18 protein-coding genes are annotated in these 19,330 nt (G+C 67.6%); 16 read left to right on the top strand and 2 right to left on the bottom strand.

What is annotated here, in order from left to right:
- The first annotated feature begins 61 nt into the window (after positions 1-61).
- The 6 genes from GDR74_RS07810 to ligD all read left to right on the top strand — a co-directional run bounded on the left by GDR74_RS07810 (position 62) and on the right by ligD (position 8,597).
- Complete coding sequence (locus tag GDR74_RS07810) at positions 62-496, top strand: GlcG/HbpS family heme-binding protein (protein ID WP_152585779.1); 435 nt, start codon at positions 62-64, stop codon at positions 494-496.
- 177 nt (positions 497-673) lie between these two features.
- Complete coding sequence (locus GDR74_RS07805; protein ID WP_246179997.1) at positions 674-2,239, top strand: peptide ABC transporter substrate-binding protein; 1,566 nt, start codon at positions 674-676, stop codon at positions 2,237-2,239.
- 74 nt (positions 2,240-2,313) lie between these two features.
- Complete coding sequence (locus GDR74_RS07800; RefSeq protein WP_152585777.1) at positions 2,314-3,234, top strand: ABC transporter permease subunit; 921 nt, start codon at positions 2,314-2,316, stop codon at positions 3,232-3,234.
- 8 nt (positions 3,235-3,242) lie between these two features.
- Positions 3,243-4,379 (top strand): ABC transporter permease subunit, encoded by a 1,137-nt coding sequence (locus GDR74_RS07795; protein ID WP_152585776.1) that lies wholly within the window; start codon positions 3,243-3,245, stop codon positions 4,377-4,379.
- Between the two features lies 1 nt (position 4,380).
- Positions 4,381-6,012 (top strand): ABC transporter ATP-binding protein, encoded by a 1,632-nt coding sequence (locus GDR74_RS07790; protein WP_152585775.1) that lies wholly within the window; start codon positions 4,381-4,383, stop codon positions 6,010-6,012.
- A 44-nt stretch (positions 6,013-6,056) separates the two neighbouring features.
- A complete protein-coding gene (ligD, locus tag GDR74_RS07785; protein ID WP_152585774.1) occupies positions 6,057-8,597 on the top strand; it encodes a DNA ligase D in 2,541 nt (846 codons plus the stop codon).
- A gap of 43 nt (positions 8,598-8,640) precedes the next feature.
- On the opposite strand, the gene GDR74_RS07780 is transcribed toward ligD, so the two are convergent.
- Both GDR74_RS07780 and GDR74_RS07775 read right to left on the bottom strand, forming a co-directional pair.
- Positions 8,641-8,979 (bottom strand): GYD domain-containing protein, encoded by a 339-nt coding sequence (locus GDR74_RS07780; protein ID WP_152585773.1) that lies wholly within the window; start codon positions 8,977-8,979, stop codon positions 8,641-8,643.
- A 198-nt stretch (positions 8,980-9,177) separates the two neighbouring features.
- The gene (locus GDR74_RS07775; protein ID WP_152585772.1) at positions 9,178-9,813 is read right to left on the bottom strand and encodes a glutathione S-transferase family protein; all 636 of its coding nucleotides are present in this window, start codon (positions 9,811-9,813) and stop codon (positions 9,178-9,180) included.
- A 146-nt stretch (positions 9,814-9,959) separates the two neighbouring features.
- Between GDR74_RS07775 and GDR74_RS07770 the strand changes: the two genes are divergently transcribed.
- The 10 genes from GDR74_RS07770 to greA all read left to right on the top strand — a co-directional run bounded on the left by GDR74_RS07770 (position 9,960) and on the right by greA (position 19,315).
- Positions 9,960-10,784, top strand: coding sequence for a polyphosphate kinase 2 family protein (locus tag GDR74_RS07770; RefSeq protein WP_152585771.1), 825 nt, complete (start codon positions 9,960-9,962; stop codon positions 10,782-10,784).
- A gap of 99 nt (positions 10,785-10,883) precedes the next feature.
- A complete protein-coding gene (locus GDR74_RS07765) occupies positions 10,884-11,720 on the top strand; it encodes a universal stress protein (RefSeq protein WP_152585770.1) in 837 nt (278 codons plus the stop codon).
- A gap of 51 nt (positions 11,721-11,771) precedes the next feature.
- Positions 11,772-12,686: an SMP-30/gluconolactonase/LRE family protein gene (locus GDR74_RS07760; RefSeq protein ID WP_152585769.1), complete on the top strand. Its 915-nt coding sequence runs from the start codon at positions 11,772-11,774 to the stop codon at positions 12,684-12,686.
- Between the two features lie 122 nt (positions 12,687-12,808).
- On the top strand, positions 12,809-13,744 hold the full coding sequence (locus GDR74_RS07755; RefSeq protein ID WP_152585768.1) for a DMT family transporter: 936 nt from the start codon (positions 12,809-12,811) through the stop codon (positions 13,742-13,744).
- Between the two features lie 110 nt (positions 13,745-13,854).
- The gene (locus tag GDR74_RS07750; RefSeq protein ID WP_152585767.1) at positions 13,855-15,045 is read left to right on the top strand and encodes a substrate-binding domain-containing protein; all 1,191 of its coding nucleotides are present in this window, start codon (positions 13,855-13,857) and stop codon (positions 15,043-15,045) included.
- Between the two features lie 7 nt (positions 15,046-15,052).
- Positions 15,053-15,835 (top strand): ABC transporter ATP-binding protein, encoded by a 783-nt coding sequence (locus tag GDR74_RS07745; protein WP_152585766.1) that lies wholly within the window; start codon positions 15,053-15,055, stop codon positions 15,833-15,835.
- Complete coding sequence (locus tag GDR74_RS07740; protein ID WP_152585765.1) at positions 15,828-16,589, top strand: ABC transporter ATP-binding protein; 762 nt, start codon at positions 15,828-15,830, stop codon at positions 16,587-16,589. Before GDR74_RS07745 ends, GDR74_RS07740 begins: the two co-directional genes overlap by 8 nt.
- Positions 16,586-17,617 carry a branched-chain amino acid ABC transporter permease gene (locus GDR74_RS07735; RefSeq protein WP_152585764.1) on the top strand — a complete coding sequence of 344 codons (1,032 nt, stop codon included), beginning with the start codon at positions 16,586-16,588 and terminating at the stop codon, positions 17,615-17,617. The genes GDR74_RS07740 and GDR74_RS07735 overlap by 4 nt, the downstream gene beginning before the upstream one ends.
- Positions 17,614-18,735, top strand: a complete 1,122-nt coding sequence (locus GDR74_RS07730) for a branched-chain amino acid ABC transporter permease (protein ID WP_152585763.1) — start codon at positions 17,614-17,616, stop codon at positions 18,733-18,735. The genes GDR74_RS07735 and GDR74_RS07730 overlap by 4 nt, the downstream gene beginning before the upstream one ends.
- A gap of 112 nt (positions 18,736-18,847) precedes the next feature.
- On the top strand, positions 18,848-19,315 hold the full coding sequence (gene greA, locus GDR74_RS07725) for a transcription elongation factor GreA (RefSeq protein WP_152585762.1): 468 nt from the start codon (positions 18,848-18,850) through the stop codon (positions 19,313-19,315).
- Positions 19,316-19,330 lie beyond the last annotated feature (15 nt).

Raw genomic sequence — 19,330 nt, 5'->3', positions numbered from 1 at the left:
CGGGCGCGAAAAGTCTCGCCCAAGAGCAACGTTGTCCTATATGATCGCGAAAGGAGCGAACGTGACCGAACTCACCCTCGACGCTGCGCAGACCATCGTTGCGGCCGCCCTGAAGGCGGCGCGCGAGAGGTCCTTCAAGCCCCTCTCGGTGGCGGTCTATGACGGCCGCGGCGCCCTGAAGGCCCTTGCGTCCGAGGACGGCACCAGCCTCAAGCGGGCCGAGATCGCCATGGGCAAGGCCTACGGCGCCCTGGCCCTGGGCGTGGGATCCCGCGCCCTGCACAAGATGGCGACGGACCGCCCCTATTTCGTCGCCGCCGCGACCCATGCGGTCGGGGGCCAGCTGGTGCCCGTGCCGGGCGGGGTCTTGATCAAGGACGCCCAGGGGCGGATCCTGGGCGCCGTGGGCGTGTCGGGCGACACGTCCGACAACGACGAGATCGCCGCCGCGGCGGGCATCGAAGCGGCGGGACTGACGTTCGACACCGGGGCCTGAGGGAGGAAATCGGGCTTAAACCCCTGTCCAGCCTATATTTTCATTACCCACTGGACAGAAACGGTTGATTGAACAACAAATGAGTCAAGATCACTGTCCTAAATGACCGTGATCGAGGCATTCCAAGAAACCTGGAAACACCAGAAAGGGAACGCGTCCATGTCCTGGATAAAACAAATGGCGCTCGCCGCCGTCGCCACCGCCGCCCTGCTCGGGCCGGCCGCGGCCGAGGTCGTCTACAACCGCGGCAACACCGGCGAGCCGGAAACGCTCGACACCCACAAGACCTCGACGGTCCAGGAAGCCCACATCCTGCGCGACATGCTCGAAGGCCTCGTGACCTACAACGCTCAGGGCCAGGCCGTTCCCGGCCAGGCCGAGAAGTGGGAGATCAGCGACGACGGCAAGACCTACCGCTTCACGCTGCGCAACGGCCTCAAGTGGTCCAACGGCGACCCGGTCACGGCCGAGGACTTCGTCTATTCCTATCGCCGCATCATGGATCCGGCGACCGGCGCGAAGTACGCGAACATCCTCTATCCGATCAAGAACGCCGAGAAGATCAACAAGGGTCAGGCGAAGCCCGAAGAGCTCGGCGTCAAGGCGGTCGACGCCAAGACCGTCGAGATCACCCTCGAGGCGCCGACGCCCTACTTCATCGAGCTCCTCACCCACCAGACCAGCCTGCCCGTCCACCGCGGATCGGTCGAGAAGTTCGGCAAGGACTTCGTGAAGCCCGGCAACATGGTGACGAACGGCGCCTACAAGCTGGCCGAGTTCGCCCCGAACTCCCACATCAAGCTCGTCAAGAACGAGAACTACTGGGACGCCAAGAACGTCAAGATCGACACGGTCAACTTCATCCCGCATCCGGACCTGGCCGCCGCCGTGCGCCGCTACGAGGCGGGCGAGCTCGATTCGATGGATGAGCTGCCGGCCGATCAGATCAAGTCGCTCAAGGAGCGCTTCAAGGATCAGGTGAAGCTCGGTCCGTATCTCGGCAGCTGGTTCCTGGTCGTGAACTCCTCCAAGGCGCCCTTCAACGACGTGCGCGTGCGTCAGGCGCTGTCGATGATGATCGACCGCGAGTTCATCGCCGAGCAGATCTGGGGCCAGACCATGCAGCCCGGCTACTCGTTCATGCCTCCGGGCGTGGGCAACTACGGCGAGCCGGCCTACATGGACTACAAGGACATGTCGCCCATCGACCGCGAGGAGAAGGCCAAGGCGCTCCTCAAGGAAGCCGGCTTCGGTCCGGGCAAGCCGCTGAAGCTCGAGATCCGCTACAACACCACGGACAACAACCGCAACACGGTGGTGGCCATCGCCGAGCAGTTCAAGCCGGCCGGGATCGAGACGTCCTTCATCAACACGGACGGCAAGACCCACTTCGCCCATCTGCGCGACGGCGGCGACTTCGACATCGCCCGCTACGGCTGGATCGCGGACTACTCCGATCCGAACAACTTCCTCTTCCTTCTGAAGAGCGACAACAAGGGCTTCAACTACGGCAAGTACAACAATCCGGAGTTCGACAAGCTCCTGGAGCAGGCCGCCGTGGAAATGGACCTCAAGAAGCGCGCCGAGATCTTCAAGAAGGCCGAGGCGATCCTCATGAAGGACATGCCGTGGATCCCGGTGATGTACTACGGCAAGAGCAACCTGATTTCGCCGAAGATCAAGGGCTTCGTGCAGAACACGCGCGGCGTCTATCCGTCGCGTTTCCTGTCGAAGGAACAGTAAGCTAAGGCGGAAGAGGCGGCCCCTATCGGGCCGCCTCTTTTCTATTTTTCAGGTTCTCAATAGGAGAAGGCGTCTTGCTCTCCTTCATTTCGCGCCGTCTTCTGACGGCCATACCGACACTCTTCGTCATCGTGACGATCTCGTTCTTCCTGATCCGGCTCGCGCCCGGCGGCCCGTTCGACCTCGAGCGCCCCCTCGAAGCCAAGGTGATGGAGAACCTCAATCGGATCTACCAGCTCGACAAGCCGCTGATCCAGCAATACTGGCTCTATCTGTCCGCCGTGATGCGCGGGGATTTCGGCCCCTCCTTCATCCTGCGCGACTTCACCGTCGGCGAGCTCTTCGCCCGCGGCCTGCCGATCTCCATGACTCTGGGCGCCCTCGCCATCACTCTGGCGATCCTCGTCGGCGGCACCCTCGGAACGGTGGCCGCGCTGCGCCAGAACAGCCTCGCGGACTATCTCGTCACCGGCCTCGGCGCGATGGGCCTCACCATTCCGAACTTCGTCGTGGCGCCCGTGCTCCAGATCGTGTTCGGCCTTGCCCTCGCCTGGCTTCCCGTCGCCGGTTGGGCGAACGGCGCGCCGCGCAACCTCGTCATGCCGGTGATCGTCCTCGCCCTGCCGCAGATCGCGGTGGTGGCGCGCATGACCCGCGCGGCGATGATCGAGAACCTGCGCTCGAACCACATCAGGACCCTCCGCTCCCTCGGCCTGCCCTGGCACGTGATCGTGCGGCACGCCCTGCGCGGGGCATCCCTGCCGGTCATCTCCTATCTCGGCCCGGCCGCGGCCGCCCTGCTCACCGGCTCCGTGGTCGTCGAGACGATCTTCGGCCTGCCGGGCATCGGCCGCTACTTCGTCGAGGGCGCGCTGAACCGCGACTACACGCTCGTCATGGGCACCGTCGTGGTCGTGGCGGTCTTCGTTCTCATCTTCAACCTCGTGGTCGACATCCTCTACGCCATCGTCGATCCGCGCATCCGCTACGATTGAGGGCTGCCATGGCCGAAGGCGCTGCACTTCCCATCGAAACCCTTGCCGAACCCGTCGCCGGACGCTCCCTCTGGGTCGAGGCCCGGGGCCGGCTCCTCAGCAACAAGGCTGCCGTCGCCAGCATCGTCCTGCTGAGCCTCATCGCCATCGCCTGCGTGTTCGGGCCCTTCTTCACGGGGCACCCGTTCGACCAGGTCTATCCCGACTACGTGAAGGTCCCCGCGAGCCTGGAGGCCTACCCCAAGCAGGACCAGATCGCGCCGCAGATCGAGCGCATCGGCGCCCGCGTCCGCGGCAAGCCCGAGAACATCGAGATCAAGGGCGACACGGTGAACGTCACCCTTGTGGGCCAGCGGCCCATCGACGATCGGCTCCTCGCCTATTTCGAGCGCTCCGACCTCTTCGGAGCCGCGAAGGTGGTGGAGAAAACCGACGAAGGCAGGCGCCTCGTCGTCGAGGTGCCGCTGAAGAAGAAATATTTCTTCTTCGGCACGGACACCAATGGCCGCGACCTGCTCACCCGCACCATGAAGGCGGGGCAGATCTCGCTCGCCATCGGCCTCCTCGCCACCTTCGTCGCCATCCTGATCGGGGTGGTCTACGGCGCCACCTCCGGCTATCTCGGCGGGCGCGCCGACCTCATCATGATGCGCATCGTGGACGTGATCTACTCGCTGCCGTTCATCTTCTTCGTCATCATGCTGGTCGTGTTCTTCGGCCGCAACTTCATCCTGATGTTCATCGCGGTCGGCGCGGTGGAGTGGCTCGACATGGCCCGCATCGTGCGCGGCCAGACCCTGTCCATCAAGCGCCAGGAATACGTGCAGGCGGCCGAGGCGCTCGGGGTCGAGACCAAGGGCATCATCCGCCGCCACGTGATCCCGAACACCCTCGGCCCGGTCGTCGTCTACATGACGCTCCTCGTGCCCAAGGTCATTCTCCTGGAGAGCTTCCTCTCCTTCCTCGGCCTGGGCGTGCAGGAGCCCAACACCAGCCTCGGCGTGCTGATCTCCGAGGGCGCCAAGAACATCCAGGGCGCCACCTGGATGCTGATCTACCCCTCCCTTACCCTGATCGCGATCCTGTTCTGCCTCAACTTCATTGGTGACGGCTTGCGCGACGCTCTCGATCCCAAGGACCGTTGACATGGCTGAATCCGTTCTGACAGTCCGCAACCTCCATGTCCGGTTCCGCACGGGCGACGGCATCCTCCACGCGGTCAAGGGCATCGATCTCGACGTGAACGCCGGAGAGACGGTGGCCATCGTCGGCGAATCCGGCTCAGGCAAGAGCCAGACCATGATGTCCGTCATGGGCCTGCTCGCCTCGAACGGCTGGGCGGAGGGCTCGGTGAAGTACCGCGGAGAGGAGCTCGTGGGCCTGTCGCCCGAGAGGCTCAACCGCTACCGCGGCTCCAAGCTCACCATGATCTTCCAGGAGCCGATGACCTCCCTCGATCCGCTCTACCGGATCGGCGACCAGCTCGCCCTGCCCCTCGTCACGCACGGGGGCCTGACGAAGGCGCAGGCGCGCCAGCGCGCCATCGAGCTGCTGGAGCTGGTGCGCATTCCCGATCCGCAGCGGCGCATCGACTCCTATCCGCACGAAATGTCCGGCGGGCAGCGCCAGCGCGTGATGATCGCCATGGCGCTCGCCAACAATCCGGACGTGCTGATCGCCGACGAGCCGACCACGGCCCTCGACGTGACCGTGCAGGCGCGCATCCTCGAGCTCCTCGCCGATCTCCAGAAGCGGCTCGGCATGTCGATCGTGTTCATCACCCACGACCTCGGCATCGTGCGCCGCTTCGCCGACCGCACCTACGTGATGAAGCGCGGCGAGGTGGTGGAGAGCGGCGCGACCCGCGAGATCTTCGCCGCGCCGAAGCATCCCTACACGCGGATGCTCATCGACGCGGAGCCGACCGGCCGCAAGGAGCCCGTCCCCGCCGGCGCTCCCGTCGTGCTGGAGGCCAAGGACGTGCGCGTCTCCTTCGTGCTGAAGTCGAGCCTGTTCGGCAAGCCGATCCACGTGCTCAACGCGGTGGACGGGGTGAGCCTGACCGTTCGCGCCGGAGAGACCGTGGGCGTGGTGGGCGAGTCCGGCTCCGGCAAGTCCACCCTCGGCCGCGCCGTGCTGCGGCTCCAGCCGGCGAGCGGCATGGTCCGCTTCGAGGACCGCAACCTCATGCCCCTCGACAGGGCGGGAATGCGTCCCCTCCGCCGGCACCTGCAGCTGGTCTTCCAGGACCCGTTCGGCTCGCTCTCCCCGCGCATGACCGCGGGCGAGATCGTGACGGAGGGGCTCCTCGTCCACGATCCGCGCATCTCCCGCAGGGAGCGGGACCGGCGCGCGGCGCAGGCCTTCGAGGAGGTGCGGCTCGAGCCCGCCTGGCGCAACCGCTTCCCGCACGAGTTCTCGGGCGGCCAGCGCCAGCGCATCGCCATCGCCCGCGCGATGATCCTTCATCCGAAGCTCGTCGTGCTCGACGAGCCGACCTCCGCCCTCGACCGGTCGGTGCAGAAGGAGATCGTCGAGCTCCTGCGCGACCTCCAGAAGGCCCACGGCCTCGCCTACGTCTTCATCAGCCACGATCTCGCGGTCGTCCGCGCCCTGTCGGACGAGATCATGGTCATGAAGAGCGGCAAGGTGGTGGAGCGCGGTTCCGCCGACGCCATCTTCGAGCGTCCGCAGGAGGAATACACCCGCGACCTCATCGCCGCCGCCTTCCTGCAGGAGCGGGAGAAGGTCGCCGCGGGCGCCTCCCTCGCCTCCTAGGGCGGCTCGGAACCGGATGCCATGGCGCGAATTGAATCCGCGCCATGGCAAAGCTCGCGACCTATCGCGCCAAGCGCGACTTCACCAAGACTTCCGAGCCGAAGGGAGCAACCTCCCGCCGGAGCGGGTCCTCCTTCGTCGTCCAGAAGCACGACGCCTCCCGCCTCCATTACGACTTCCGCCTCGAAATGGACGGGGTCCTCAAGAGCTGGGCCGTCGCGAAGGGCCCCAGCCTCGTTCCCGGCGAGAAGCGCCTCGCGGTGGAGGTCGAGGACCATCCCGTCGACTACGGCGATTTCGAAGGCACGATCCCGGAGGGCCAGTATGGCGGCGGGACCGTGATGCTCTGGGACCGGGGCACGTGGACGCCCGAGGGCGATCCCCATGAAGACTATGCCACGGGGCGCCTGAGCTTCCGCCTCGACGGCGAGAAGCTGCGCGGCACATGGCACCTGATCCGCATGCGCCACCCGCGCGAGAAGCGGTCCTCCTGGCTGCTCATCAAGGGCGACGACGAGCACGCGCGCGGCCCCGACGACCCGGACATCCTGGAGGAGGCGCCCCTCTCCGTCAAAACCGGCCGCTCCCTCGACGAGATCGCAGGACGGAAGGCGGCGAAGAAACGTGCGGCCAAGAAGAAGGCCCAAGCCGCGCCTTCCAAGGCGCAGGCCCGCGCGAAGCCCTCCCCGCAGGCGGGCCCGATGCCGGACAAGGTCGAACCCTGCCTCGCCACCCTGGTGGAGGAGGTCCCCACCGGCCCGGGCTGGATCCACGAGGTGAAGTGGGACGGATACCGTCTCCTCGCCTTCGTCGCGGACGGCAGGGTCCGCCTCGTCACCCGCAATGGCAAGGACTGGACGAAGCGCTTTCCTGGGATTGCCGGCGCGCTCTCCGCCCTGCCGGTGGAGTCAGCGATCCTCGACGGCGAAGCGGTGATGCTCGACGAGAACGGCGTTTCGAGTTTCGCGGCCCTGCAGCAGGCCCTGTCGAGCGAGACGAAGGGCGTCGCGTCGGATGCGGTCTTCTACGCCTTCGACCTGCTCTACCGGGACGGAGATGACCTGCGCCCCCTCCCGCTCGGCGAGCGCAAGGCGAGGCTCGCCAAGCTCCTCGCGAAATCCCGCAAGGCCGGCCCGGTGCGCTACAGCGAGCACCGCACGCAGGGCGGGTCCATGATCCGGACCGTGTGCCGGAAGGGCCTCGAGGGCGTGGTCTCGAAGCGGGTCGACCTACCCTACCGCGGCGGGCGGAACGAGGACTGGGTCAAGACCAAGTGCACGGACGAGCAGGAATTCGTCATCGCGGGCTATGTGCCTTCGACGGCCTACGAGAACGCCATCGGCTCCCTCGTCCTGGGCTATTACGACAAGGACCGGCTGGCCTATGCGGGCCGGACGGGCACCGGCTTCACCAGGGACCTGGCGCGGGATCTGTTCAGGCGCCTCCGTCCGCTGAGGACCGACAGGCCGCCGTTCTCGGGCAGGCTCGGCGCGCAGCAGCGGCGCGGGGTCGTGTGGGTGCGTCCCGAGTTGATCGGACAGGTGGAGTTCCGCGGCTGGACCGCCGACGGGATCGTGCGGCACGCCGCATTCAAGGGACTGCGCGAAGACAAGGACGCGAAGGACGTGACGCGTGAGAAGCGGCACGCCCTGTCCGCATCCGAGAGCGGCGGAGCCAAGACCATGAGCGCCAACGGGACCGCCATCGCCGGCATCGCCCTCACCCATCCCGACCGCATCCTGTGGGAGGACCAGGGCCTCACCAAGCAGGAACTCGCCGGATTCTACGTGGACATCGCCGAGTGGCTCCTGCCGCATCTGGTCGACCGGCCCCTGACCCTGATCCGCTGTCCCTCCGGCGCGAAGAAGAGCTGCTTCGTGCAGCGCCATTCCTGGGCCGGGCTCTCGGATGCCGTCCATCGCGAGACGGTGCGCGACGAGGGGGGAGAGATGGATGTGCTCACGGTCGGCGACATTCGCGGCGTGGTCGCCCTCGTGCAGGCCGGCGTCCTGGAGATGCACGTCTGGGGCGCGACCCTCGCCGACCTCGACCGTCCCGACCGGCTGATCTTCGATCTCGACCCCGGTGAGGGTGTCCCCTGGACCCGCGTCGTCGAAGGAGCGCGTGCGATCCGCGAGCGGCTGAAGGCCGCGGGCCTCGAAAGCTTCGTCAAGACGACCGGCGGCAAGGGAGTCCACGTGGTCGCTCCCCTGACGCCGGGGGCCCCATGGGACGAAGCGCTGCGGTTCTCCCGCGGCCTGGCGCAGGCCATGGCCGCGGACGAGCCGGACCGCTACACGACCACCTCCGTGAAGCGGGAGCGCGCCGGCAGGATCTTCATCGATTATCTGCGCAACAATCGCGAGGCGTCTGCCGTTGCGCCCTACTCGACACGGGCGCGGCCCGGCGCGCCCGTGTCGACGCCGGTCTCCTGGGAGGAGCTTGCCGACGTCGCCCCGAACGGTTTCACCGTCCGCAACCTGAGAAAGCGGCTCGCTTCCCTGAAGCAGGATCCATGGGCGGACATCGGCAGGCTCGATCAGGTCCTGCCTGCAGGCGGCAAGGCCTCAAAGCGCCGGGCGTGATGCGGGCAGGCGCATCCCCGCCCGGCTTCCTGCTCCGCCGTCCTCAGTGCGCCTGAGCCCCTGCGGAACGGAACGTCTTTGCCACCGACCCCGCCTTCGTGAATGCGGTCTTCATGTCGGCCGCCGTCATCGCAAGGGTCGTCTTGAGATCCGTCACCCCGCCGCCCGCCATGGCGGCGATGGCCGACGTGGCGACGCCCTCGATCGGGCCTTCCGACACGATCAGGAAGTCGTATTCCCCGAAGGTATAGTAATAGGCGATCAGCCTGCCTCCCGACTTGGCCAGGAGATCGCTGATCGCCTCCGTCCGGTCCTCCGGCTTCGCCAGCATTCCCTTCATGGCGTCGGACGTGAAGCGGCCCTGCGTGATGAAAAGCGGCATCGTCTCCTCCTCTTGCGGTCCGATGCCACTCTCCCATGGAAGCGGGATGCCCCGATTGATCTTGGTCAAGAAGGCGTTCGCACGCGCAGCCGCCCGTCAGAACGGCTTGCGTCTCGACGGAACCGCGAGCCGCTCCTCGGTCCTTGGGTTGCCGCATTCTCGAACGGCAAACCGGGTCCCGCTTTTCCTGGAAACGCTCTAGACGAACGGCGCCTTGAGGCCCTCCGCCTCGAAAGCCTGCTGCACGGCGGGACGGGCGAGAACCCGTTCGGCCAGGGCATTGAGGTTGGGAATCGTGCGGGGCGGCCGCGGCATGCCGCGGCCCCAGCGGATGAGCATGAGCAGGAACAGGTCCGCGGCCGAGAACCTGTCGCCCAGAAGCCAGGTCCTGTCGCCGAGCTGTTCGGAGATCACGTCGAACATCCGGTTCAGACGCCGCTCCGCGGCCTGCTTCACGCTCGGCACGGCCGCCTCGTCGCTGGCATGCTCATGGGGGTAGAACCAGGCCCGGTATTCCGCCTGGGGCGTATTCGTGAGGTGGATCATCCACTTGTAGAACTCGGCCCGCTCGCGCGTGCCGACGGCGGGGGCAAGGCCGGCATCGGGGAACGTGTCGACGAGGTGGAGCGCGATGGCCGCCGTCTCGAAGAGGACGAGGTCGCCGTCCACCAGGACCGGGATCCGCCCGTTGGGGTTGAGCTTGAGATATTCGGGGCTCTTCTGGGCATTCTGGTCCCGGTTGACGAGCCGGAGCTCGAAGGGGGCGCCGATCTCCCGCAGCATCATGTGCGGAAGAAGGCTGGCATTGCCGGGAAAGTAGTAGAGGGCGATCATCCTGTCGGCCTTTTGCGGTTCTCGAGCTTGGCCGCTTCTGATTAGGATCCTCGAAGCAGGGAGTAAAGGCGGCATGATCCGCCTTCCCTCACCGCGCGGGCGCCCTATGGTTGCTCCAGACCGTCCCAGCCATCCGAGGAGACCTCATGTCGGACAGAAGCCGCGCCTTTGCCGAGAAGTTCATGGTCCGCCCCGGAAAGGAGTTCCGGCTCAAGGACATCGATCCGCGCGACGGCTCGGCCTTCGAGGACGAGGATGCCACCAAGGCGGAGACCGACCGGCTCTCGCGGGACATCGATGCGCTCCAGGACCGCCTCTATGCCGAGGGCCGGCGCTCGCTCCTCGTCGTCCTTCAGGGAACGGACACGGCCGGCAAGGACGGCACCATCCGCGGCGTCTTCAACGCCACCGGCCCCATCGGCGTGTCGGTGACGGCCTTCCGGCGTCCGACCGAGACCGAGCTTGCCCACGACTTTCTCTGGCGCGCGCATCTCGCATGCCCGAAGCGCGGCATGATCGGAATCTTCAACCGGTCCCACTACGAGGACGTGCTGGTGGCGAAGGTGCGCGGCCTGGCGCCGGACAAGGTCATCGAGCAGCGCTACGAGCAGATCAACGCCTTCGAGAAGATGCTGACGGAGAACGGCACGGTCGTCCTGAAGTTCATGCTCCACATCTCCAAGGACGAGCAGAAGGAGCGCCTTCAGGAACGCCTCGACAATCCGAGGAAGCACTGGAAGTTCAACCCCGGCGACCTGGAGGACCGCAAAAGCTGGGACGACTTCCAGAAGGCCTACGAGGCCCTGCTGAACGCATGCTCCACCGAATGGGCGCCCTGGTACGTGGTCCCGGCGGACCGCAAGTGGGTCCGCAACGGGATCGTCGCACGCATCGTCAAGGCGACCCTGGAGGACATGGACCCGCAATATCCCAAGGCGACGTGGAAACCGGGCGAGTTCAAGGTCGAATAGCCAGGGAATCCCTGGCGGAGCGCGCCGCACCGCGGCCGGCCGCGGCAAGCTGGGCCGGGGGGCTTGCGGAGGCGAGGCTTGGGCGCGACAATATCGGTCATGAAAAGCATCCTCGTCCCTATCGAAGATCACGGCGTCGTCGAGCCCGCTCTCGAGACCGCCCTTCACCTCGGCCAGATGTTCGACAGCTACATGGAGGGCCTGGCCATCACGCCCGACTATCCGGTGGTCCTGCCCGTCGACATCGCCATCGGCGTGCCGTCGCCCGTGACGCCGGAGAACCGGGCCGAGATGGCGAAGTCCTGTCGGGAGCGCTTCGAGGCCTTCATGATTAGCAAGGGGGTGCCGCGCACCTCCACGTCCCTTGCCGGGCTCGGCTTCGGCTGGCGCCAGGACGGGCTGATGGAGGATGCCTTCCTCGGGGCCTACGGGCGCGTCTTCGACGTGACGGTGGTGGGGCGTCCGGACGGCGCCGACGGCCACACGCGCCTGTCCACCGTGGAGGCCGCCCTCTTCGAGACCGGACGTCCCGTGCTCATCGCGCCGCCCCAGGCGCCCTCCTCCTTCTGCACCGTGGCCGTGATCGCCTGGAACCGCAGCACCGAGACGGCGCGGGCGGTGATGGGCGCCATGCCGCTCCTCGCCAGGGCCCGCCGCACGGTCGTGCTGGAGCTGGAGGATTGGGGCGTGCCCGGCCCCTCCGGCTCGGAGCTCGTGCGTTCCCTGCGCATGCACGGCATCAACGCCGACGCCATCGTGGCGGCCGATCCCTCGAACAGGCCGGGAGAGGCGATCCTCGCGGAGGCGGCGGCGCTCGGCTGCGACCTCCTGGTGAAGGGCGCCTACACGCAGAGCCGCCTGCGGCAGATGTTCTTCGGCGGCGCCACCAGCCACATCCTCAGCAGCACGACGATCCCCGTCCTGATGGCTCATTGACGCAAAGGAACCGGCACTCGGGACCGAAGGTCCCCGCCCCGTGAGGATCGCATGATCGCGAACCCGGCCGTCGTCCTCGACGAGCGCTTCCGCCGCCTCGTGATTGGCTCCGCCCGCCTCGAGAAGCTGGCGGAGGGATGCCGGTGGGCCGAGGGGCCGGCCTATTTCCCGGCGGGGCGCTACCTCGTGTGGAGCGACGTGCCCGGCGACCGGATGCTGCGCTACGACGAGGCGACCGGACAGGCGGGCGTCTTCCGCCAGCCCTCCGGCTATTCCAACGGCAACACCGTGGACCGGCAGGGGCGCCTCGTCACCTGCGAGCATGGCAACAGGCGCGTGACGCGCACGGAGCACGACGGCTCCATCACCGTGATCGCGAGCCATTTCCAGGGCAGGCGCTTCAACAGCCCCAACGACGTGGTGGTGCGGTCGGACGGGTCGGTCTGGTTCACCGACCCGACCTACGGCATCGATTCCGACTATGAAGGCCATCGCGCGGAGAGCGAGATCGGCGCCTGCCACGTCTACCGGGTCGATCCCCAGACCGGAGAGGCGGCCATTGCCGCCGACGATTTCGTGCGCCCCAACGGCATCGCCTTCTCTCCGGACGAGACCCGCCTCTATGTGGCCGACACGGGCGCGACCCATGTGACGGACGGCCCGCGCCACATCCGCGTCTTCGACGTCGATCCCTCCGGGAAGCTGCGCAACGGGCGGATCTTCGCCACCTGCACCCAGGGGCTCTTCGACGGCTTCCGCCTCGACGAGGCGGGCCGGATCTGGACCAGCGCTGGAGACGGGGTCCACTGCTACGACCCGGACGGAACCCTGATCGGCAAGATCCTCGTTCCCGAGACCGTCGCGAACGTGGTCTTCGGCGGCCCGAAGCGCAACCGCCTCTACATCTGCGCCACGACCTCCCTCTACGCCATCATGCTTCCGGTCAACGGAGCCAGGACGTTCTGATCCCGCCCGGCGCGCCATGCCCGCCGCTCGGGGGCGGAATGCGGACGGGACTCTTGAGTAATGCCGGGGCATCGACCATGAAGGCGGAACGCGCATCCGGCGCCCGCCCGACGAGACAGACCATGCAGACCCCCGAAACGCCATCCGCCCCGAAGATCCGCTCCGGCGCGGTGTTCGGCATCGGGCTGATGCTGCTCGGCGTCTTCCTGTTCGCCATGAACGACGTGATGGGCAAGTGGCTCGTCGCCACCTATTCGGTCGGCCAGCTCCTGTTCCTGCGCAGCATCGCGGCCCTCGCGGTCCTGCTCCCCCTCATGCGCAGGCAGAAGGTGCCGTTCCGTATTCCGCCGCAGCCGGGGCTTCATCTCCTGCGCGTCGTCCTGTCGACCCTGGAGGTCGCCTGCTTCTACTGGGCCGTCACCTATCTGCCCCTGGCGGACGTGATGACCTACTACCTCGCCGGCCCCATCTACGTGGCGGCCTTCGCGGTGTTCATGCTCGGCGAGCGGCTCGACCCTCCCCGGATCCTAGCCATCGCGGTCGGATTCGTGGGCGTGCTCATCGTCCTGCGCCCGTCCCCGGCCTCGCTCTCGCTGCCGGCCCTGATCGCTCTGACGGGGAGCGTCTTCTACTCGCTCCTCATGATCGCTACCCGCAAGCTGCGGGACACCCACGACGCGACCCTCGTCCTCGGCCAGATCCTCGGCGCCCTCGCGTTCGGCCTCGCTACGATTCCCTTCTCCTGGGTGACGCCCGGCCCGCTCGACCTCGCCGCCCTCTTCCTGCTCGGGATCGTGTCCATGGCCGGCCATGCCTGCGTCAACCGCTCCCTGAAGCTCGCGCCCGCCTCCGTGGTCGCGCCCTACCAGTACACCCTGATCGTCTGGGCCATCGTGCTCGGCTACCTGTTCTTCGGCGACGTGGTGGGCTTCTGGACCCTCGTCGGCGCCGCCGTCATCTGCGGAGCGGGCCTCGTGCTCCTGCTCCTCGAGCACCAGGCGGCACGGCGCGGGCGCGTCGAGAAGGACATCGAGACGCCCGTGCTGCCCGAGGCCTGAGCGAAGGGCGCGCTTGCGCCGTCTTCACGACATCTGTGGCTCGTCCTCCTGCCCCGCTTGACATCGTTGCGCGCGGCGCAGTCAATGATCGAAACAGCAAGGGGGAACGCATGCGCCTGACACTGAAACTCGCTGCCGCAACGGCAGGCCTGCTCATGGCCTCCGGCGCCCTGGCGCAGGACATCAAGATCGCGCTCATCGCCGGCAAGACCGGGCCGCTGGAGGCCTATGCCAAGCAGACGGAAGCCGGCTTCATGATGGGCCTCGAATATCTCACAAAGGGGTCGATGTCCTGGCAGGGCCGCAAGATCAACGTGATCGTGAAGGACGACCAGCTGAAGGCCGATCTCGCCAAGACCCTGCTGGAACAGGCCTACAACGACGACAAGGTCGACATCGCCGTCGGCACCACGTCCTCCGCCGCGGCGCTCGCCATGCTGCCGGTGGCGGAGGAGAACGGCAAGGTTCTCATCGTCGAGCCCGCGGTCGCCGACGCGATCACCGGCGAGAAGTGGAACCGCTTCATCTTCCGTACGGCCCGCAACTCCACGCAGGACGCCTATGGCGCGGCGGCCGCCGTTCCCGCGACGGGCGAGGTGAGCATCGCCACTCTCGCCCAGGACTATGCGTTCGGCCGCGACGGCGTCGCGGCGCTCAAGAGCGCGCTGGCCGCGATCCGGCCGAATGCGAAAGTCGTGTTCGAGGAATACGCCCCCCAGAACGCCACCGACTTCACCGCCTCCGCGCAGCGCCTCTTCGACGCGCTCAAGGACAAGCCGGGGCGGAAGATCATCGAGATCATCTGGGCCGGCCAGCATCCCCTGCCGAAGATCGCCGACCTGAAGCCGGAGCGCTACGGCATCGAGATCGCTCCCGGCGGCAACATCCTGCCGGCCATGCAGATCTACAAGAACTATCCCGGCATGGAGGGCGCGATCTACTACTACTACGCCGCCCCCAAGAACCCGATGAACGACTGGCTCGTGGCCGAGCACCAGAAGCGCTTCGGCGCGCCGCCGGACTTCTTCACCGCGGGCGGCTTCGCGGCCGCCTCGGCGGCCCTCACCGCCATCGAGAAGGCGGGCGGGACCGATCCCGAGAAGCTCGTGAAGGCGATGGAAGGCATGACCTTCGAGACGCCCAAGGGACCCATGACCTTCCGCAAGGAGGACCATCAGGCGCTCCAGGTCATGTATCACTTCAAGGTGAAGGCGGACGGCAAGGACCAGAACGACCTGCTCGACCTCGTCGAGACGATCCCCGCGGACAAGCTGCCGATCCCGGTCCGCAACAAGCGCTGACCCGTCCGTGTCGCCGACGTCCCCGACCGCTGCGCCCGCGCTCGAAACGCGCGGGCTCACCATCCGCTTCGGCGGCCACGTGGCCGTCAACGGCGTCTCGTGCCGCTTCACGCCCGGGACGCTGACCGCCATCGTGGGCCCGAATGGAGCCGGCAAGACCACCTACTTCAATCTCGTCTCCGGACAGCTGCGCGCCTCCGCGGGACAGGTCCTGGTGGGGGGCGAAGACGTCACCGGGCTCGCGCCCTCAGCGCGGGCGAAGCGCGGGCTCGGCCGGGCCTTCCAGCTCACCAATCTGTTCCCGCGCCTGACGGCGCTGGAGAACGTCCGGCTCGCGGTGCAGAGCCGCGCCGAGGCCGGGTGGACGCTCCTCTCCGTGTGGAGCGGCCGCCGCGACCTGATCGCGAAAGCCGAGGCGATTCTCGAACGGGTGCGCCTGGCGGACAAGCGCCATGTCACGCCCAGCGCCCTCTCCCACGGCGACCAGCGCAAGCTCGAAGTGGCGCTCCTCATCGCCATGGATCCCAGGGTGTTCATGTTCGACGAGCCGACCGCCGGCATGAGCGTCGACGAGGTGCCGACCGTGCTCGAGCTCATCCAGGACATCAAGGAACGGGGCGACGCGACCGTGCTCCTGGTGGAGCACAAGATGGACGTGGTGCGCTCCCTGGCCGACCGCATCGTGGTGCTCCACAACGGCACCCTTGTGGCCGACGGGGAGCCGGCGGCGGTGATCGCCTCGCCCATCGTGCAGGAAGCCTATCTCGGCCTGGAGGCGGCGCATGGCTGAGACCCCGGCCGGGACCTCGGCTTCGACCTTTCCCGAGCCCCTCCTCCGGCTCGAAGGGGTGCACACGCATATCGGCCCCTATCACATCCTCCACGGCGTCTATCTCGAGGTGCCCGCCGGCGAGCTGACCATGCTGCTCGGCCGGAACGGCGCCGGCAAGACGACGACGCTGCGCACGATCATGGGCCTGTGGCAGGCCTCCTCCGGGAGCATCCGGTTCGACGGGCGCGAGATCGCCGCACTCCCGACGCCGGACATCGCCCGGGCGGGCATCGCCTACGTCCCCGAATCCATGGGCATCTTCAGCGATCTCACCGTGCGCGAGAACATCGTGCTCGCGGCCCGCAGCGGTCCCGTCGATCCCGCGCGGCTCGACTGGATGCTCGGCCTCTTCCCGGCCCTCAAGCGGTTCTGGAACCTCCCGGCCGGCCACCTCTCCGGGGGACAGAAGCAGATGCTCGCCATCGCCCGCGCCATCGCCGAGCCCCGCCGCCTCCTTCTGGTCGACGAGCCCACCAAGGGCCTGGCGCCGGTGATGGTGCGCAGCATGATCGAGGCCTTCCGCGCCCTGAAGGCGGCCGGGGAGACGATCCTCCTCGTGGAGCAGAACTTCCATGCCGCATCGCAGCTCGGCGACAACGTGATCGTCATGGACGACGGCCTCGTCGTCCATTCCGGCGCCATGCGCGACCTCGTCGCCGACAAGGCCCTGCAGCAGCGCCTCCTCGGCCTCAGCCTGGATGCCCACCAATGAGCGATGCCGTCGAAGCCCCTCCTGCCGACGTCCAGGCCGCCGAGCTGCCCCGCGCCCGGACCGACTGGCTTCCCCTCGCCCTCGTTCCGGCCCTGGCGCTCCTCGCCCTGCCGCTGGTCGGCGATGTCTCCGCCTGGGTGACGCTGACCCTGGCGGGGCTCGCCATGGGCATGATGATCTTCCTCATGGCCTCGGGCCTCACCCTCGTGTTCGGGCTGATGGACATCATCAACTTCGGTCACGGGGTCTTCATCTCCCTGGGCGCCTATGCCACGCTCATCGTGCTGGGGCCCCTCGCCGGCTGGGCGAGCGCGGAATCGGTCTGGCTCAACCTCGCCCTGCTGCTCCTGTGCATCGCCGTCGCGATGGGCCTGACCGCCGCGGTGGGCGCGGTGTTCGAGCGCGTGATCGTGCGCCCCGTCTATGGCAGCCACCTCAAGCAGATCCTGGTCACCATGGGCGGCCTCATCGTGGCCGAGCAGGCCATCCATGCCATCTGGGGCGCCTCTCCCATCCCCATTCCGCTCCCCGAGACCCTGCGCGGCGCCTTCGTCTTCGGCGAGGTGGTGATGGAGCGCTACCGGGTGTTCGCGGTCGGCGTCGGGCTTCTCGTCTTCGTCGCCATGCAGCTCCTCCTCAACCGGACGCGGATCGGCCTTCTCATCCGCGCCGGCGTGGAGAACCCGGAGATGGTCGAGGCGCTGGGCTACCGCATCCGCCGCCTGTTCGTGAGCGTCTTCGTCGCCGGCTCGGCCCTCGCCGGGCTCGGAGGGGTGATGTGGGCGTTCTACCGCCAGACCCTGACCGCCGGCATGGGGATGGAGGTGATGGTGCTCGTCTTCATCGTCATCATCGTCGGCGGCCTGGGCTCCGTCGGCGGCTGCTTCGTGGGGTCGATCCTCGTCGCCCTCGTCGCCAACTACGTGGGCTTCCTCGCGCCGAAGCTGGCCCTCGTCTCCAATATCCTCGTGATGGCCCTGGTGCTGATCTGGCGTCCCCAGGGCCTGTTCCCGGTGGCACGCCGATGACAAGCTCCCCCGCCCCGACAGCCGCCCTCGACGGCCCCCGCAGGCCGCGCGGCCCCCTGGCCTGGCTTTTGTCCTTCGACACGCCCCGGTCCTGGGTGCTGTCCGTCATCCTGCTCGGCATCGTCCTGTGCCTCGGGGCCGCGCCGTTCCTGTTCTCCGGCAGCCAGCCCCTGAGCACGGCGGCGAAGATCTGCGTCTTCATCCTTCTCGTGGCGAGCTACGACCTGCTGCTCGGCTACACCGGGATCGTGTCGTTCGCCCACACCATGTTCTTCGGCATCGGCGGGTATGGGATCGCCATCGCGCTCGAGCGCCTGGGCCCCTCGTGGGGGTCCGCCGCCATCGGCCTCGCGCTGGGCCTCGCCCTCTCCGCCGTCCTTGCGGCGGCCATCGGCCTGCTGTCGCTGCGGGTGCGCGCCATCTTCTTCTCGATGATCACCCTCGCGGTCGCCTCCGCCGTCGCCGTTCTCGCCTCGCAGATGTCGGGCATCACCGGCGGGGAGGACGGGCTGTCGTTCCAGCTTCCGGCGGAGCTGCGACCTGCCTTCCGCCCCTTCGCGGAGCCGGTCCTCGGCGTGAGCGTGAACGGGCGCATCCTCGCCTACTACCTCATCCTCGCCGTGACGGTTCTCGGCTTCCTCCTCCTGCTGCGCGTGGTGAACTCGCCCTTCGGGCGGGTGTTGCAGGCGATCCGCGAGAACGAGTTCCGGGCGGAGGCCCTCGGCTACCGGGTGGTCGCCTACCGCACGGCGGCCTCGGTGATCTCCGCCCTCGCCGCCACCGTCGCCGGGGCCCTGATGGCGCTCTGGCTGCGCTACAACGGGCCGGACACGACCCTGTCCTTCTCGATCATGATCGACATCCTGCTCATGGTTGTGATCGGCGGCATGGGCACCCTGTACGGGGCCGTTCTCGGCGCGACCCTGTTCGTGCTGGCGCAGAGCTACCTTCAGGTGCTGATGGGCGCGGGCAGCGCCGCCCTGGCGGGCCTTCCGCTCCTGCCGGACCTGGTCCACCCGGACCGCTGGCTCCTGTGGCTCGGCATCCTGTTCATCGTGAGCGTCTATGCGTTCCCCGGCGGGATCGTAGGGCATCTGCGCAAGGACCATCATCCTTAAGAGGCATGCGCCTGCTGCAGAGGCGGACGGCCCTCATCCTTCCTGCGCAGGGAGCTTGGCCGAACAAACCCGGCCCGGAATCGTTTTCATCCTGAAGCGGAGGGTCGCAGCGATGAGCCGTGCCTTTGTTCGGGAAGACGACCGCGGAGAGGCCTTCGAGGACCTGCCGGACCGCCCGATCAGCCCGCACCAGAACCTCGTCACCCCGGCCGGGCTCGCCCAGATCGACGCCATGGTGGCGGACCTGCAGCACCGCCTCGCCCAGGCCCAGGAAGCCGAGGACAAGGGCGAGATCGCCCGCGTCGCGCGCGACCTGCGCTACTGGTCCCACCGCAAGTCGACCGCGGAGCTCGTGCCCGAACCCACCGACTTCTCCCACGTGCGGTTCGGCTCGCGCGTCACCTTCGTGCGGGACGACGGACGGACCCAGACCTACCGCATCGTCGGCGAGGACGAGGCGGATCCGGCCAAGGGCAGCATTTCCTACGTGTCGCCGCTGGCGCAGGCGCTGCTCGGCAAGCAGGTGGGCGACGCCGTTTCGGTCGCCCATACCGAAGCCGAGATCGTGCGGATCGAATAGGACGCCTCCGCACGG

The organism is Microvirga thermotolerans (assembly GCF_009363855.1).
GTDB lineage: Bacteria > Pseudomonadota > Alphaproteobacteria > Rhizobiales > Beijerinckiaceae > Microvirga > Microvirga thermotolerans.
Note: the sequence above shows the minus strand (reverse complement) of the source record. Positions and strands in the feature narration are given on the sequence as shown.